Source organism: Labilibaculum sp., from assembly GCF_963664555.1.
Lineage (GTDB): Bacteria > Bacteroidota > Bacteroidia > Bacteroidales > Marinifilaceae > Labilibaculum.
In genome coordinates, this window is record NZ_OY761461.1 from 4,244,011 (window position 1) to 4,260,611 (window position 16,601).

The following is a 16,601-nucleotide window of genomic DNA, read 5'->3' on the forward strand; positions in this document are numbered from 1 at the left end:
ATGTTCGACGACTTAAAACCAGATATAGATTATACAATGAGTCCGGATGGATATCGGATACTTTCTAAAAAGTATTTGACAGAGAGAGGATATTGCTGTGGAAACGGATGCAAAAACTGCCCCTATTTTCCAAAACACAACAAAGGAAACAGAACATTAAAAGAGTAAGGAACTATGAATAAACTTCGAATTGTATACATGGGGACACCCGAATTTGCCGTTGCTCCTCTTGAAGCCTTACTAAATGCAGGATGCAATGTTGTCGGTGTAATTACAAACCCTGACAAACCTGCCGGCAGAGGTCAACAAATTCAGGAAGCTGCGGTTAAAAAATTCGCAGTAGAAAAAGGACTGAAAATCCTTCAGCCAGAGAAATTTCGAAATGAAGAATTTCTGCAGGAATTAAAAGCCTTAAAAGCTGACCTTCAAGTGGTGGTTGCATTTAAAATGCTTCCTGAAATGGTGTGGAACATGCCAAAATACGGAACGTTAAACCTTCACGCATCACTTCTTCCTCAGTACAGAGGTGCTGCTCCAATCAATTGGGCTATCATCAATGGAGATAAAGAAACTGGTGTTTCAACCTTTCTGCTTCAGCATAAAATTGACACTGGTAACATCCTGTTTCAGGAAAAAATTTCGATTGGAGATAATGATAACGTAGAAGTTATTCATGATAAATTAATGACTGTTGGTTCTGAATTGGTTGTTAAAACCGTTCATGCTATAGAAACCGGAGAATATCCTCAAATTCCTCAGGAAAGTTTATCCGATGAAGTAATTACATTAAAATCGGCACCAAAAATTTTCAAAGAAGATTGTAAAATAGATTGGACTAAAGATTTAGACTCAATCCATAACTTGATTCGTGGCTTAAGTCCTTACCCGGCTTCATGGACCGAGTTAATTCCTAATGAAACAGGAAAAGCAATTGGACTTAAAGTTTTCACAACAGAAAAAGAAAAAACAAATCACAGTGAAGAAATTGGCCGTATCGTTACCGATGGCAAATCCTATTTAAAGGTAGCTGTAAAAGGAGGTTTCATTTCCATCAAAATGCTTCAGCAAGCTGGCAAAAAACGGATGAAAACTGAAGATTTTCTCCGAGGATTTCAACAAATAAAGAACTATCATTTATAATATACAGGGAAGCTGTTTACAGCTTCCTTTTTTTATGCTCACCAATTAAAAAAGAAAACTCACCAATTATTCTTTTATTTCCGAAAACCTTTTCGTAAATTTTATATAACTCTAATTTGGTTCTTAACAAGAACAATTTACAATTAGAATATTTTCATTCTACTGCCAGAATAACTTCCTCATCCTCTCACCTCTTATACATAGAGAGTATATTCATTTGTGCCTCATCATGTGCCAATTTTACATTTTGATATGCTATAATATCTTACCTGCATAAACTTATAATTTATGGTAACGCGCATTTTTGATTTACTAGAAAATTACAGGAAAAACTTTCCGGACAAAAGAGATGCCTTTGCCAAAAAGGAAAAAGACGAATGGATACCGTTTTCAACTGAGCAATACCTTACATATTCGGATTATATAAGCTATGCTCTGCTGGAAAATGGAATTAAAAAGAATGATTGCGTTATTACAATAACCAATAACAGACCAGAATGGAATTTTGTTGATATGGGTCTGGCACAAATTGGTGCTGTTCATGTACCATTATATCCAACAATAAACACCAAAAGTTATGATTATATTATTCTGCAATGTCGGCCTATAGCCATTTTTGTAGCTGATCATGTTTTATATGAAAAAATTGCACCTCTTCTAAACAATCATCCATCAATAAAATTTGTGTATTCATTTGAAAAAATAAAATCGGTGACTCACTGGAGTACTCTGCTGGAAAGAGGCGAAAAGGCTGAAAACATAATGCAAAAAAAGCTGCTGGCAATAAAAGATAGCATTCAACCAGATGATTTAGTAACCATCATTTATACATCCGGAACTACAGGAAATCCTAAAGGTGTTATGCTTTCTCACAACAATTTCATAAGCAATGTTTTGGCATCTGCTGCCAGCTTAAATTTAAATTCATCTCACAAAACCTTGAGTTTCCTACCAATTAATCATGTTTACGAACGAATGGTAAATTACCAATACCAATACAAAGGAATTAGCATTTACTACGCCGAAAGTATGGATACTATTGGTGACAATTTGCGCGAACTAAAGCCTCATGGTTTTGCTACTGTTCCTCGTGTACTCGAAAAAGTATATGATAAAATCATGGCAAAAGGAAAAAGCTTACCATTTTTCAAGAAAACAATTTTCTTGTGGGCTGTTAATCTGGGACAAAGATATGAGTTGAACCGAGCCAATGGCTGGTGGTATGAATTCAAATTAAAAATAGCCCGCAAACTGGTTTTTAACAAGTGGCAGGAAGCCTTAGGTGGAAATATCAAATTCATGTGCTCCGGAGGTGCCCCATTACAAGTTCGTTTAGAGCGGCTTTTTTGGGCTGCGGGAATTCCTGTTCAAGAAGGATATGGACTGACAGAAACATCACCCATTATCTCTGCAAATCAAAATTGTTATCCGGATGTAAAATTCGGTACCGTTGGACCAGTATTAAAAGGTGTAGAAGTTAAAATTGCTGAAGATGGTGAGATTTTGGTTCGCGGGCCAAACGTAATGCTTGGCTATTACAAAAATCCAGAATTGACAAAGGAAGTTCTCGACGAAGATGCTTGGTTTCATACGGGAGATATTGGTTGTTGGGAAGATAGTCGTTTTTTAAAAATCACCGATCGAAAAAAGGAAATGTTCAAGACATCGGGAGGAATATATATTGCTCCTCAGGAAATTGAAAACAAACTTAAAGAATCTCCTTTTATTGATCAAAGTATTGTTTGTGGTGAATTTAAAAGATTCCCTTCAGTAATCATTTCTCCCGACTTTGTATTTCTAAAAGAATATTGCAGACGCAAAAGAATCCCATTTGAGAGTGCTGATCAAATCATTTACAATCAAAAGATTCAAGTTCGTTTCTGGAAAGAAATTCAAAAAATGAATGACAACCTGGATCGTCCTAAAAAAATTAAAAGTTTCAGATTGGTTGCTGATGTTTGGTCTCCTGAAACAGGAGAACTCTCACCTACTCTAAAACTAAAACGTACCGTTTTAAAAAATAAATATCAATTAATAATTGAAGAAATTTATTCCTAACACATACTTAAAATACTATATATGCATCGTAAAATAAGGAAAGTTGCCGTTTTGGGAGCCGGTGTTATGGGTGCCCAAATTGCTTGTCATTTTGCAAATATTGGTGTAGAAGTTCTTTTGTTGGACATGCCTCCAAAAGAATTAAATACTGATGAAGAAAAGGCAGGTTTCTCTCTTAACCATCCTAAAGTGAGAAATAGAATTGTAAACCAAATGCTTGCCAAAACAATTAAAATGACCCCAGCCCCTTTGTATCTGAAGAGTTTTGCAAAGCGGATTTTGACGGGAAATTTTGAAGATGATCTTTATCGTATCGAAGATTGTGATTGGGTTATAGAAGTAATCATCGAAAATTTAGAAATCAAACAAAAATTATATGCCCGCATTGAGGAATATAGAAAACCAGCTTCTTTAATTACAAGCAACACATCAGGAATACCAATTGGAATGCTCTTGGAAGGTAGATCGGATGATTTTAAACAATCGTTCTGCGGCACACATTTTTTTAACCCGCCAAGATATTTAAAACTTTTAGAGATTATACCTTCAAAATACACATCACAGGAAGTAATTGATTTCCTCACTGAATTTGGAGAAAGACACTTGGGCAAATCAGTTGTGATTTGTAAAGATACACCTGCCTTTATTGCCAACAGAATTGGAGTGTATTCCATGATGTCGGTCTTTCATCTGATGAAAGAATTCGACCTTTCGGTGGAAGAAATAGATAAATTGACCGGCCCGATTATCGGAAGACCAAAATCTGCCACATTCCGAACCTGCGATGTTGTTGGTTTGGATACTTTAATACTTGTAGCTCAAAATCTGAAGAAAGCACTTGTTCATGATGAATCAAAAGATGTTTTTGAGATTCCTGACTTCATTCAAAAATTAATGGAAAACCAATGGCTGGGATCAAAAACAGGACAAGGTTTTTATAAAAAGATTAAAAATGAAGATGGAATTAGTGAAATCCTTAGTCTAAACCTATCCAACTTTGAATATCAAACCAAACAACAAATAAAATTTGCAGAATTTGAAACAGCCAAAGCCATTCCTCATCTCAAAAACCGATTTAAATTGCTGTTAAAAGGAGAAGGGAAAGTCAGTCAATTCTACCGCAAATTATTTTTGGGCTTATTTGCCTATGTATCGAACCGAATCCCCGAAACAGCAGATGAAATTTACAAAATAGATGACGCCATATGTACCGGTTTTGCTTGGGAAATGGGGCCATTCGAAATTTGGGATGCTCTGGGATGGAAAAAAACCATTCCCTTGATGGAAGAATTGGGATACAAACCTGCAGATTGGATTTACAGAATGGCTGAGAATGACTTGCCATTTTATCAACTGAAAGATGGCAACAAGCAATTCTTTGAGATTGGCTCTCAGTCTTACAAAACTATTACGGGAACGGAAGAATTGGTAGTACTCAACAATCTTCGCCCTACTAACAGTATCTGGAGCAATGAAGGATGCAGCATTATCGATTTGGGTGATGGCATAATTAATCTGGAATTTCACACCAAGATGAATACCATTGGCAGTGAAATTATTCAGGGAATTAACAAAGCCATTGAGCTGGCCGAAACGGAATACAAAGCGCTCATTATTTCCAACGAAGGAGAAAATTTCTCGGCAGGAGCAAATATCGGCCTGGTATTTATGCTTGCAATCGAACAGGAGCTTGAAGAACTGGACCTAGTTGTTAGAACCTTTCAAAATACCATGCTGAAACTAAAATATGCATCGGTTCCGGTGATTGCGGCTTCACATGGAATGACTCTTGGCGGCGGATGCGAGGTTTGCATGCACTGCGATAAGGTAATTGCCCATGCCGAAACCTATATGGGATTGGTTGAATTGGGCGTAGGCGTAATTCCTGCTGGTGGTGGCACTAAAGAATTTGCCTGTCGCCTGTCGAAAGAAATGGTTGCAGACGATATCAGAACCAACCGATTCAGGGATAAATTCTTGACTATCGGACAAGCAAAAGTATCAACATCAGGCTATGAGGCCTTCGAATTGGGATATCTGCGAAAAGACGCAGATGAAGTAATTGTCAGCAGAAAACATCAATTACTTTACGCTAAAAAAACAGCTTTATTAATGTGCGAAAAAGGCTACACTCCTCCCCTGCCAACCAAAGATATTTTAGTGTTAGGCTCTGAAGGACTGGCTTTGGTTTATTCTGGAGCAGACGGTATGGAGGTTGGCAATTACATTTCGGAGTACGATAAATATCTATCCATTGAACTTGGAAAAGTATTGAGTGGAGGAGAACTGAGTGAACCAACAGAAGTTTCTGAGAACTATATGCTAAATCTGGAACGCATTGCTTTCGTAAAACTATGCCAGCAAAAGAAAACCATGGAACGAATGCAAAGTCTCTTGCAAAAAGGCACAATTCTTCGAAACTAAACACCCGGTACTCACAACAAAAAGCAAAAATATGAATGCATACATAGTAGCTGCCTACCGAAGCCCTGTAGGCAAAGCAAAAAAAGGAAATCTGAGATTTATTCGTCCGGATGATATGGCAGCCCAGGTAGTTCAGCACATCCTGAAAGAGGTGCCAAATTTAGATGCAGCAATGGTAGATGATGTGATTGTTGGAAATGCAACTCCTGAGGCAGAACAGGGATTAAATGTTGGCCGTATGATTGCCTTATTGGGATTGGACAATGTGCTGGTTCCTGGAATGACCGTGAACCGCTATTGTTCTTCGGGCTTGGAGAGCATTGCCATTGCCGCTTCGAAAATTGAGGCCGGTCTGGCTGATTGTATCTTTGCCGGTGGTGTTGAAATGATGTCCTTAATGCCGATGGGCGGATGGCGCTTGGTGCCGAATCTTGGAATTGCCAAAACTCATCCCGATTGGTACTGGAACATGGGAATTACAGCTGAAGCCCTGCAGGTGAAATACAACATATCCCGCAAAGAGCAGGATGAATTTGCATTTCACTCTCACCGAAAAGCGCTGGAAGCACAGGCTCATAATCGTTTTTCGGACGAAATTGTTCCCATTCACGTGCTGGAGACTTTTGTAAATGGACAGGACAAAGCACAAACCAAAGAACACATTATTAATGTGGACGAAGGACCTAGATTGGGAACAACAGAAGAGGTCTTAAGTAAATTAAGACCTGTTTTTGCTCAGGGGGGAAGTGTTACCGCAGGCAACTCATCGCAGACCTCGGATGGTGCAGCATTTGTTTTGGTGGTATCCGAAAAAATGCTGAAACTGCTAAATGTAGAACCAATAGCCCGTTTTGTTTCCTATTCTGTTGCCGGGGTTGAACCAAAATACATGGGAATTGGTCCGGTAGAGGCTATCCCAAAAGTTTTAAAGCGCTCAGGTTTATCGATGCAGCAGATAGAGCAGATTGAGTTGAATGAAGCCTTCGCGGTACAAGCTCTGGCCGTGATAAAAGAACTAAATCTGAATCCTGATATCATTAATGTAAATGGTGGTGCCATTGCTCTTGGGCATCCTCTTGGCTGCACAGGTACAAAATTATCTGTTCAACTGCTTCATGAAATGAAAAAACGCAGGCAAAAATACGGCATGCTTACCATGTGTGTTGGTTCAGGACAAGGTGCTGCCGGAATTTTTGAGTTATTGTAAGGAAAAAGGAATAAGGTAAAAGGTGAAAGTAAATTCAAAAAAAACAGCCTTCACTGTTTACTGCTAACCGTAAATTGAAACAATATGGAAAAGATAAAAACAGTAAAAGGCGGACAATTCTTAGTGAAAGAAACCAGTCCTCAGGATATTTTTATTCCGGAAGAAATTTCGGAAGAACAAAAAATGATCATGGAAACTTGTCATGATTTTCAAGAAAAAGAAATTCTCCCTCTGTTGGATGAAATCGACAATCAGAAAGAAGGATTAATGACCTCTTTAATGGACAAAGCCGGAGAACTTGGTCTTTTAGGCATTGCCGTTCCGGAAGAATACGGTGGTTTCGGTCAGGATCTGAATACCTCGATGCTTAGTACCGAAATTATGGGAACCTACAGCTCTTTTGCTGTTGCCTACGCCGCACATGTGGGTATTGGCACCCTTCCAATTTTGTATTACGGAACCATAGAACAAAAAGAAAGGTATTTACCACTGCTGGCAAGCGGTGAAGCCAAGGGAGCCTATTGTTTAACTGAACCGGGAGCGGGTTCCGACGCCAATTCCGGAAAAAGTAAAGCCACCCTTTCGGCTGACGGATCTCACTATGTTTTAAACGGACAAAAAATGTGGATCACCAATGCCGGCTTTGCGGATATCTACACTGTTTTCGCCAAAATTGATGACGATAAAAACCTAAGTGCCTTTATTGTTGAGAAAACTTTTAACGGCATCAAACTCGGACTGGAAGAAAAAAAGATGGGCATTAAAGGCTCATCCACCTGTATGATGTTTTTCGAAGATTGTAAGGTTCCTGTGGAAAATCTGCTTGGCGAACGGGGCGAAGGTTTTAAAATCGCCTTAAATATTCTGAACAATGGCAGAATAAAATTGGCCGCTGCCGTTTTAGGTGCTGGAAAAAAGATAATTACATATTCGATAAACTATGCCAATGAACGAATCCAATTCGGGAAAGCGATTGCTAATTTTGGTGCCATACAATATAAAATTGCAGAACAGGCAACTAGAACCTACGCGGTAGAATCGGCAATTTATCGTTGCAGCAACGACATACAAAATGCCATGCTTCATTTACTTGAAGAAGGAATACCGAAAGAAAAAGCTGTTATTCAGGCTCAAAAAGAATTTGCCGCCGAAGCTGCCATTCTAAAAGTGGCAGCATCCGAAGCTTTGGACTATGTAACCGATGAAGGTGTTCAGATTTACGGCGGAATGGGCTACTCTTCCGAAGCTCCTATGGAGCGGGCTTACCGCGATTCACGTATCAATCGGATTTTTGAAGGAACCAATGAGATCAACCGAATGCTGACTGTGGATTTCTTGCTGCGAAAAGCTTTCAACAATGAATTGCCTCTTTTATCGGCAGCTCAGAATGTTTCCAAAGAATTACTGTCTATTCCTGATTTTGGTGAGGAAGACACCAGCTTATTGGCTCTGGAAAGTAAATTGATTATAGGTTTAAAAAAATGTGCATTGCTGATTGCAGGTGCAGCAGCTCAAAAGTTCATGCAAAAATTGAGCGATGAGCAGGAAATATTAATGAATATTTCTGATATCATTATCGATTGTTATCAATCCGAATCACTCTTATTACGTGTAAAGAAATTAATTGCACTGAAAGGCGAAGAAGCATGTGCTGAACAAATTGCTATGAGTAAGCTTTTCTTTTACGATGCAGCCGATCGCATTCATAAAAATGCCAAGGATGCTGCAAACGCAATCGCTCAGGGCGATGATTTGCGCATGATGCTTTTGGGTTTGAAACGATTCACCAAACACCCGGGACTGAATGCTAAAAATGAAAGACGATTAATAGCTAAGAAATTGATTGAAGAGAATAGATACTGTTTCTGATAAAATATCACTCTGTCTTCTCCTGAAATAGCCTGACCTAAATATCCCCTGCATCAACTGACAGTCCATATTGTTTTTCCTTACAAATTTTAAATTTATGCAGAACGAAAAAGGAAACCTAACCAATTAAAAATCCGGTTCTTTCGAACCGGATTTAATTACTTATCGCTTTTTATTTCTTAGCCAGATTCTCTCTCCAGGCTCTGGCCTGTAATTCTTATCTACTCCATTAAATCTTCGGATACTCTTCAATCGAACCCCATATTCCTGAGCAATACTATACAAACTTTCCCCTTCTTTCACTCTATGAAAATTGTAACCTCTGGCTGCTCTTCCGCGCTTGTTGTGCAAATACAATCGTTGATCGAGCTGCAGAATATAATTCTTAGGAAGATCATTGTACTTTAAGAGTTTCTTTCGGTTTACCCCTAAATTTTTCTCAATACTAAAGAATGTATCGCCTTTTTTAGTGGTTATATAATGTATTCCATTCGCAATTTCCAATCGTGCTCCAAATGGATCAATTTCCAAATAAGAATCAATATCTGCCAAATCTGTTCCTGTAGGTCTTTCAATAATCAGATCTTCCCCTTTCCCTTTCTGGTCCAGCTGATGCAATTTCTCCTCATCAATGATTTTTATCAATCGATGAGCATACTGAGGATCGGTAGCATATCCGGCTTTTTTTAAACCATGAGCCCAGCGTTTGTAATCATTGGAATCGTACTTAAACAAAAACGCATAACGCGAACGTGTTGTTAAAAATTGAGAATGATCTTTGTAAGAATCATAGGCATGATCATACTTTCTAAAACACTCATTTCTGCGGTCATCATCCATTTTCATACTCGGCCCGGTCCAATCGTGACACTTAATTCCGAAATGATTATTGCCCTTTTTAGCCAGTATTGAATTGCCGTTTCCGGATTCAAGCAATCCCTGAGCCAATGTAATACTAGCCGGAATTCCTGTCCGCTGCATTTCACGAACGGCTAAATCTTTATATTTTTCGATGTATTCCTTTCGGGTTAAATCTTTTGCAAAAACTGTTGTGCCAAGAACAAAACTCAGTACGATATATAGGAAAACTCTCTTCATTCGGTTTAGATTTTTTGAATCATGTGTGAAAAATGGGAAATCAATCTATTTATGTATATATTAGTCGCAATTTCCAAAACAACCATAAAAATATAACAATCCTGTTATCCTCCGTTACTTTAAACAATTAATTTAATTAACAATTTGTTTCTGATGTATGGAAACGCCTATTCTTGCTTGTTTATTATAATTATTGAAAAAATGTTTAAATTTCAGAAAGTATTGATTTAATTGCCATTCGGGATGGAAACAAGTTTCCATTTCTTTATGCAGGAATACCAATAATTCGTAAAACAATCTGAGCAAACAGAATAACAATGAAGAAAACCCAAATAATTACAACAGTATTCGAATACGATTCGGTAAACGAATTACCTCTGAAAGAACAAGAATTGGTTAAAAATGCCAAAGAAGCAGCTCTCCGCTCCTATTCACCCTATTCAAAATTTAGTGTCGGTGCAGCCATTCTCCTCGAAAACGATGAAATTATCCAAGGTAACAATCAGGAGAATTCAGCTTATCCTTCCGGCCTGTGTGCCGAGCGTGTTGCCATGTTCTATGCCAATTCAAAATTTCCCTATTCAGCCGTTAAAGCAATTGCAGTTACTGCACGCACCAATGGCTCATTTTCAGGAAATCCGATTCCTCCATGTGGCTCTTGCCGACAGGTATTATTGGAAACAGAAGAAAGATTCAATCAGCCTATCAAATTGATTTTGTATGGTGAGAAAAAGATCAGAATTGTTGAAACCATAAAAGAAATGCTTCCCTTGTATTTTGAAAAAGAAATGCTGGATGAATAATAAAAAATGGCTAAATCATCTGCACTTGCTTATGATTTAGCCATTGTATTTTTAGATATGAGTTGGTTTATCTACAGCTGATTCGCCAGTTCCTTCCAAAGGTTATCATTCTTTGGAACAGGAGCAACAATTCGAATCGGCTCTTGTTTTACCGGATGAATAAATGATATTTCCCTTGCATGCAAACCAATTCCGCCGCCGGTTTTAGATCGTGGAGCTCCGTACTTTAAATCGCCGCGAATTGGAACACCAATTTTGGCTAGCTGCGCACGAATCTGATGATGACGCCCGGTATGCAATTTCACCTCAAGCATAAAATATTTCTGAGAACGGGTCATTAACTTGTATTCCAATGTCGCTTCCTTAGCTCCGTGTTTCAATTTATCGAAAACATTGGTTTTGTTCTTCTCCTCGTTTTTCAACAGGTAATGAGTTAATGTTTCTTCCTCGAGTCGTGGACAGTTTTGAACAATCGCCCAATATATTTTACTGATTTCCTTATCCTTTTGCTGAAACATCATACTTAAACGGGTTAAAGCCTTGCTGGTTTTAGCAAACACAATAACACCACTAACAGGTCTGTCGATACGATGTGGTACACCTAAAAAAACATCTCCGGGCTTGTTGTACTTCTCCTTTATATAGGCTTTTACCTTTTCACTTAAAGGTTCGTCGCCCGATTTATCACCCTGCACAATATCACCACACTTTTTATTTACGGCAATTATATGATTGTCTTCGAATAATATATCCAATTGTTCTTTCGCCATTGGTACTCCTTATTTATTTAATTTTCAAATGAAAGCGCGCAAAGATAAGAAAAAAGACTTGATACTTATCATCGGATCGGATACTTGATCCCTTGTACTTTATTCCCGTTCCTCCTGCTTTTAGTACTGCTCTCTTTTATTCGGGAATTCCCTTGATTTTACATCACCAATATAAGTTTCAACAGCTCCTTGAATTTCCGCAAATAAGTTGTGATATCTTCGTAAGAACCGAGGCGAAAATTCCTGAGTGATTCCCAACATGTCATGCAATACCAAAACCTGACCGTCAACACCGCCACCAGCACCAATTCCAATCACCGGAATGGTTACACTCTCGGCAACTTTGGTGGCTAAGGTGGCTGGAATTTTCTCTAACACAAGTGCAAAACAACCTGCTTCCTCCAACAGTTTAGCATCTTCAATTAATTTTTCGGCTTCTTCTTCCTCTTTGGCACGAACCGCATAGGTTCCAAATTTATGAATGGACTGTGGGGTTAAGCCTAAGTGCCCCATTACCGGAATTCCTGCAGAAAGAATCCGATTCACTGATTCCAGAACTTCACGGCCACCTTCCAGCTTCACAGCATCAGCACTGGCCTCTTTCATAATTCGGATGGATGAATTCAAAGCTTCTTTCGAATTTCCCTGATAAGTTCCGAACGGAAGATCAACCACCACCAATGCTCTTTGAACAGCTCTTACAACCGATGCTCCGTGATAAATCATCTGATCCAAGGTTATTGGCAAAGTAGTTTCGTGTCCGGCCATCACATTTGAAGCCGAATCGCCAACCAGAATTACATCTACTCCTGCTCTGTCAACAATTAGTGCCATGGAATAATCATACGAAGTAAGCATAGAAATTTTCTCGCCCTTCAGCTTCATTTCAGAAAGCACATGCGTAGTTACTCTCTTTGCGGATTCTTTATGGATTGACATTTTTTATTTTTTTGATATTAATTTGGTTAATCAAATCTAACCAACAATAATGAATATTGAATTGCAAAGTTATAAAATAAGGCAAAAGCAACAAGATAAAAGAAGAAAGGCAAAAGCATTAAAAATGATTTCCGGACAACCCTCAATTCGTCATTAATAATTCTTAATGCATAATCAGATTGTTCTGTCTTTTTGGCAGAAAACATGTCAGGCAAATACCTAAAATTTCGACTGCCGATGCCAGAATAACATTTCTTTGGGCAAAATAACTAATGGCACAGGCTTTGATAAATTGGTATCGGATGAAACAAACATCTCAAAAAATTAATAGAATTAAAACATTAAATAAATACTAAAAATGGGTAAAATAATTGGAATTGACTTAGGAACAACCAACTCTTGTGTTTCTGTAATGGAGGGTAACGAGCCTGTTGTTATTCCTAATAGCGAAGGTAAAAGAACAACACCATCTATTGTTGCTTTTATAGAAAACGGGGAAAGAAAAGTTGGGGATCCTGCAAAACGTCAGGCTATTACAAATCCAACAAAAACAATTTCTTCTATCAAGAGATTCATGGGAGAAGGTTTCGATAAAGTGACTAAAGAAATTAGCCGCGTTCCATATAATGTAATCAAAGGTGATAACAACACTCCTCGTGTTCTTATCGATGATCGTAAATATTCTGCACAGGAAATTTCAGCAATGGTTCTTCAAAAAATGAAGAAAACTGCTGAAGACTATTTAGGACAAGAAGTAACTGAGGCAGTAATTACTGTTCCTGCTTATTTCAACGATTCTCAACGTCAGGCTACTAAAGAAGCTGGTGAAATTGCTGGTCTTACAGTAAAACGTATTATTAACGAGCCTACAGCAGCAGCATTGGCATATGGTCTTGATAAAAAAGCTCAGGATATGAAAATCGCTGTATTTGACCTTGGAGGTGGTACTTTCGATATTTCTATTCTTGAATTAGGTGACGGTGTATTCGAAGTAAAATCAACTAACGGTGATACTCACCTTGGTGGTGATGATTTCGATCAGGTGATTATTGACTGGTTGGCTGAAGGATTCCTTGCAGATGAAAGAATTGACTTACGTAAAGATCCAATGGCTCTTCAGCGTTTGAAAGAAGCTGCTGAAAAAGCCAAGGTTGAACTTTCAAGTTCTACCAGCACTGAAATCAACCTGCCATATATTATGCCGGTAGATGGTATTCCTAAACACCTTGTTAAATCATTGTCCCGTGCACAATTCGAACAATTGTCCGACAAATTAATTCAAGCTGTTCTTGCTCCATGTAAATTGGCTCTTAAAGATGCTGGTATTTCAACATCTGACATTGACGAAGTAATTTTAGTGGGTGGATCAACTCGTATCCCTGCTATTCAGAAACTGGTTGAGGATTTCTTTGGAAGAGTTCCTTCAAAAGGTGTTAATCCTGATGAAGTTGTTGCAGTGGGTGCAGCAATTCAAGGGGGTGTTCTTTCCGGTGATGTAACAGATGTACTTCTTTTAGATGTGACTCCTCTTTCATTAGGTATTGAAACAATGGGAAGTGTAATGACCCGATTAATTGAGTCGAACACAACTATTCCAACCAAGAAAACTGAAACTTTTACAACTGCTGCTGATAACCAGCCTTCTGTAGAAATTCATATTCTTCAGGGCGAGCGTCCGATGGCTCATGGCAACAAAACAATTGGCCGTTTCCATTTAGACAGCATTCCACCGGCACCTCGTGGAATTCCTCAGATCGAAGTAACTTTTGATATTGACGCAAATGGTATTCTTCATGTTTCTGCGAAAGACAAAGGAACTGGAAAAGAACAAAGCATTCGTATCGAAGCATCATCGGGATTATCTGATGCTGAAATCGAAAGAATGAGACAGGAAGCTAAAGAAAACGAAGCTGCTGATACAGCTGCAAAAGAAAAAGTTGATGCTCTGAACAAAGCTGACAGTATGATTTTCCAGACTGAAAAGCAATTGAAAGAAATCGGCGATAAACTTCCTGCTGACAAAAAGCAACCTATCGAAGATGCTTTGGCAAAATTGAAAACTGCTCACTCAGCTCAGGATGTTGATGCATGTAATGCTGCTGTTGAAGAGTTGAATACTGTTTTCCAGGCAGCTTCTCAGGAAATGTACAACGCTCAGGCACAAGATGCTCAGGCTGGTGCAGAACCTCAAGCTGAAGGTGCAGCCAAAAATGACGAAGTAACAGATGTAGACTTCGAAGAAGTGAAGTAATTCAACTTCAGATAAAAACAAATGGCGGTCAAATTAATTGACCGCCATTTTTTATTTGTTAAAATTGGGACTGGTTCTTACTTTCACCTGAAGGCCGGTTACTCATTCTAATTTCCCACTCTCCTTTATCCTGTTTCAGTTCTCATTTTCAATAAAAACCCCTATTTTCGCAAACTACAATTATCAGATTTATGAAGAACAAATTTACAGTTGGGAGTTTATATGCAGGGGTTGGCGGAATCTGTCTGGGATTTAAAAACTCCGGTTTTACCGTTTCCTGGGCCAACGAATATGACAAAAATGCCTGTGTTACCTATCGCGAAAATTTTACTCATAAACTGATTGAAGGCGATATCATGGAAATTGATATTAGTAGCTTGAATAAGGTAGATGTGCTTGCGGGTGGTTTTCCTTGTCAGCCTTTTTCAGTGGCTGGATACCGAAAAGGATTCGACGACAACCGGGGAAATCACTTTTTTAGAATGCTCGATTTTGTGGACGAAATAAGACCCAAAGTTTTGTTCTTCGAAAATGTAAAAAATCTGGTTGGGCACGATAAAGGAAATACTTTTAAAGTAATTCAGAACGAAATCGAAAAGAGAAACTATTCTTTTCATTCCAAAGTTCTAAATACAAAAGATTACGGCAATATTCCGCACAACAGGGAACGGATTTTTATCATTGGGTTCGATAAAAATGTGTATCCTGAAAACTACAAATATTTTGATTTTCCGGACAAAGAAACATTAACCCGAAAGGTAAAAAGTGTATTCCTGAAAGATAAAGTGGATGAGAAATTTTATTACCGGGAAGACAAGTACATGTTTGAAATGCTGCAAAACGATATCACAAGAGACGATACCGTATATCAGTTCCGAAGACAGTATGTGAGGGAGAACAAATCGGATGTCTGCCCCACTTTAACGGCCAATATGGGCACTGGCGGACACAATGTCCCTTTAATAAAAACAAAGTTCGGAATCAGAAAATTAACGCCCAAAGAGTGTTTTAGCTTTCAGGGCTTTCCCGAAACTTACATTTTGCCCGAAATTGCCAACTCACACCTCTACAAACAAGCCGGTAACTCGGTGAGCGTTCCGGTAATCGAGAAAATTGCCGAAAACATATTGAAAGCAATCAATGGAATAGACTGCAAAATAAGCCCTAACTAGAGCTTTTTCAATTCACCGGACAGGAAATCGAATTCCTTTAAATCACCGCACTGGATGTAGTAATTGGCTGCATCCATTTTTATTTTGCCGTTCAACAAAGAATTTTGAGGCAACAAATAACCTTCACCAATAATGTACCTGATGGTTTCCTGAGTGCAAACACCCGCAAAATCGAAAGTCCATTTCTCACCCAATATTATCTCTTTCAACTGCTCAGAATCAAATTCGTTCGTGTAAAAAAACGGATGACGTTTCAACAGTTTTTTAATATCCGGCTTACTCCTCACCAGTAAAAAGAAATCGTAGCGTTGGTTGGTGCCGTTCTCCAAATTAGGAATGTACTCCCCTTTCCTATTCCAGTCTTTTGCTTCGAGCAGTAACAAATTGGAAAAAAAAGCCGCCGATTTAATATTGATTCTTTTGCCCCGGTATTCCAAATCGGCATCGTCCCAAATGCCTTTGCCGTAAATACCGGTGTCAGGCTTATTAATGCCTGTAAAACCTCTTTTCAACAGCTCCCTGTAGGTAACAAATTCCGCAATTTTACCCTGAAAAGTATTCGCAAACAATTCGCCCTTATTCCTTTCCTGCTTTCCTCCTGAGCGATGCTTTCGATGATGACCTTCCCCAAAAACCATGCGCCATGCAAAATCAAAACAAGCAACAATTGTAGTACGGTCGATTGCAACTGCTTTAAATTCTCTTTTAGCAGTAATAAAATATTCACGGGAATTCTTAAGCTCTAATTTCATTGTTTTAGATTGATGATAAAGACAAATTGTAATCGCAGTGGTAAAAGGAACTGATGCACTACCCGCAATAAACAGGCTAAATCAAATTTGTATTTAAGCAAAAAAACCGTTTTGAATA

At 38.5% G+C, this 16,601-nt stretch carries 13 protein-coding genes; 9 read left to right on the forward strand and 4 right to left on the reverse strand.

Features of this window, described 5'->3' with window-relative positions:
- The 6 genes from ACKU4N_RS16700 to ACKU4N_RS16725 all read left to right on the forward strand — a co-directional run bounded on the left by ACKU4N_RS16700 (position 1) and on the right by ACKU4N_RS16725 (position 8,698).
- Positions 1-168: a DUF5522 domain-containing protein gene (locus ACKU4N_RS16700; protein WP_180327393.1), complete on the forward strand. Its 168-nt coding sequence runs from the start codon at positions 1-3 to the stop codon at positions 166-168.
- Between the two features lie 6 nt (positions 169-174).
- Positions 175-1,140, forward strand: a complete 966-nt coding sequence (gene fmt / locus ACKU4N_RS16705; protein ID WP_321318295.1) for a methionyl-tRNA formyltransferase — start codon at positions 175-177, stop codon at positions 1,138-1,140.
- 288 nt (positions 1,141-1,428) lie between these two features.
- A complete protein-coding gene (locus ACKU4N_RS16710) occupies positions 1,429-3,198 on the forward strand; it encodes an AMP-dependent synthetase/ligase (protein WP_321318297.1) in 1,770 nt (589 codons plus the stop codon).
- Between the two features lie 21 nt (positions 3,199-3,219).
- Complete coding sequence (locus ACKU4N_RS16715; RefSeq protein WP_321318299.1) at positions 3,220-5,622, forward strand: 3-hydroxyacyl-CoA dehydrogenase/enoyl-CoA hydratase family protein; 2,403 nt, start codon at positions 3,220-3,222, stop codon at positions 5,620-5,622.
- Between the two features lie 31 nt (positions 5,623-5,653).
- Positions 5,654-6,829: an acetyl-CoA C-acyltransferase gene (locus ACKU4N_RS16720; protein WP_321318302.1), complete on the forward strand. Its 1,176-nt coding sequence runs from the start codon at positions 5,654-5,656 to the stop codon at positions 6,827-6,829.
- Between the two features lie 84 nt (positions 6,830-6,913).
- Positions 6,914-8,698, forward strand: coding sequence for an acyl-CoA dehydrogenase FadE (locus ACKU4N_RS16725; RefSeq protein WP_321318304.1), 1,785 nt, complete (start codon positions 6,914-6,916; stop codon positions 8,696-8,698).
- 162 nt (positions 8,699-8,860) lie between these two features.
- Here the strand turns inward: ACKU4N_RS16725 and ACKU4N_RS16730 are convergent, their stop codons facing one another.
- On the reverse strand, positions 8,861-9,796 hold the full coding sequence (locus ACKU4N_RS16730) for a glucosaminidase domain-containing protein (protein WP_321318307.1): 936 nt from the start codon (positions 9,794-9,796) through the stop codon (positions 8,861-8,863).
- Between the two features lie 317 nt (positions 9,797-10,113).
- On the opposite strand from ACKU4N_RS16730, the gene cdd reads away from it, so the two are divergent.
- Positions 10,114-10,599: a cytidine deaminase gene (gene cdd / locus ACKU4N_RS16735; protein ID WP_321318309.1), complete on the forward strand. Its 486-nt coding sequence runs from the start codon at positions 10,114-10,116 to the stop codon at positions 10,597-10,599.
- Between the two features lie 71 nt (positions 10,600-10,670).
- Here cdd and ACKU4N_RS16740 read toward each other — a convergent pair whose 3' ends face one another.
- The gene (locus tag ACKU4N_RS16740) at positions 10,671-11,369 is read right to left on the reverse strand and encodes an RluA family pseudouridine synthase (RefSeq protein WP_321318311.1); all 699 of its coding nucleotides are present in this window, start codon (positions 11,367-11,369) and stop codon (positions 10,671-10,673) included.
- Between the two features lie 120 nt (positions 11,370-11,489).
- Positions 11,490-12,308 carry a 3-methyl-2-oxobutanoate hydroxymethyltransferase gene (gene panB / locus ACKU4N_RS16745; RefSeq protein WP_321318313.1) on the reverse strand — a complete coding sequence of 273 codons (819 nt, stop codon included), beginning with the start codon at positions 12,306-12,308 and terminating at the stop codon, positions 11,490-11,492.
- 358 nt (positions 12,309-12,666) lie between these two features.
- On the opposite strand from panB, the gene dnaK reads away from it, so the two are divergent.
- The gene (gene dnaK, locus ACKU4N_RS16750; protein WP_321318315.1) at positions 12,667-14,559 is read left to right on the forward strand and encodes a molecular chaperone DnaK; all 1,893 of its coding nucleotides are present in this window, start codon (positions 12,667-12,669) and stop codon (positions 14,557-14,559) included.
- Positions 14,560-14,750: 191 nt separating this feature from the next.
- A complete protein-coding gene (dcm, locus tag ACKU4N_RS16755; protein ID WP_321318317.1) occupies positions 14,751-15,731 on the forward strand; it encodes a DNA (cytosine-5-)-methyltransferase in 981 nt (326 codons plus the stop codon).
- Here dcm and ACKU4N_RS16760 read toward each other — a convergent pair.
- A complete protein-coding gene (locus ACKU4N_RS16760) occupies positions 15,728-16,483 on the reverse strand; it encodes a hypothetical protein (RefSeq protein WP_321318319.1) in 756 nt (251 codons plus the stop codon). The genes dcm and ACKU4N_RS16760 overlap by 4 nt on opposite strands.
- Between the last annotated feature and the right edge of the window lie 118 nt (positions 16,484-16,601).